Annotated in this window: 1 protein-coding gene; it reads left to right on the top strand. The window is 69.7% G+C overall.

The window, feature by feature from the left end:
• The coding region (locus TBU01S_RS22635; RefSeq protein WP_068639730.1) for an aldehyde dehydrogenase family protein at window positions 1-1,328 on the top strand (1,328 nt) is incomplete at both ends.

Here is a 1,328-nt window from a genome sequence, read left to right as displayed (position 1 = left end):
CAGGCCGACATCGACCGTGCGGTGGCCGCCGCGCGCCAGGCCTTCGAAGGCGGCGACTGGGCGGCGATGCGCCCGGTCGATCGCGAGCGCCTGCTGATGAAGCTGGCCGACCTGGTCGAAGCCAACGCCCAGGAACTGGCCGAACTGGAAGCGCTGGACAACGGCAAGCCGGTGACGGTGGCGCGCTTCGCCGACGTCGCGCTGGTGGTCGACTCGCTGCGCTACATGGCCGGCTGGGCGACCAAGCTCGGCGGCGAGACCATGCAGCCCTCGGTGCCGATCATCCGCGAGCGCGAATTCTGGGGCTTCACCCGGCGCGAGCCGGTGGGCGTGGTCGGCGCCATCATCCCGTGGAACTTCCCGCTGCTGATGGCGGCGTGGAAGATGGGGCCGGCGCTGGCCAGCGGCTGCACGATGGTGCTCAAGCCGGCCGAGGAAACGCCGCTGAGCGCGCTGCGCCTGGCCGAACTGGTGCAGGAAGCCGGCTACCCGGCCGGCGTGTTCAACGTCGTCACCGGCCTGGGCCATGTCGCCGGCGCGGCGCTGTCCTCGCACCCGGGCATCGACAAGCTCGCCTTCACCGGCTCGACCGAGATCGGCAAGCTGGTGGGCAAGGCCGCGCTCGACAACATGACGCGCATCTCGCTGGAGCTGGGCGGCAAGAGCCCGATGATCGTGCTCGACGACGCCGACGTCGACGCGGTGGCCGCCGGTGCCGCACACGGCATCTTCTTCAACTCCGGCCAGGTCTGCACCGCCGGCTCGCGCCTGTTCGTGCACAAGAAGAAGTTCGACCAGGTGGTCGAAGGCCTGTCCAACATTGCCGCCGGCATGAAGGTCGGCGCCGGCCTCGACCCCGACACCCAGCTCGGCCCGCTGGTCTCGGCGGTGCAGCAGGAACGGGTGATGGGCTACATCCGCAGCGGCTTCGAAGAAGGCGCGCGTGCCGCGGTCGGCGGCGAAGCGGGCGAAGGCGGCGGCTACTTCGTCAAGCCGACGGTGCTGGTCGATGCGCGCGACGACATGCGGGTGGTGCGCGAGGAAATCTTCGGCCCGGTGGTGGTGGCGATGCCGTACGACGATCTGGACGAGGTCGCGCGCCGCGCCAACGACACGCCCTACGGCCTGGCGGCGAGCATCTGGTCGAACGACCTGACGCGGGTGCATCGGCTGATTCCGCGGATCAAGGCCGGCACGGTGTGGGTGAACTGCCACACGGTGCTGGACAACTCGATGCCGTTCGGCGGCTTCAAGCAGTCGGGCATCGGCCGCGAGATGGGGCGCGCGGTATTCGACCAGTACACCGAGATCAAGTCGGTGCTGATGGC

The sequence above is a fragment of the Thauera butanivorans NBRC 103042 genome (genome assembly GCF_001591165.1).
Classification (GTDB): Bacteria; Pseudomonadota; Gammaproteobacteria; order Burkholderiales; family Rhodocyclaceae; genus Thauera; species Thauera butanivorans.
Note: the sequence above shows the minus strand (reverse complement) of the source record. Positions and strands in the feature narration are given on the sequence as shown.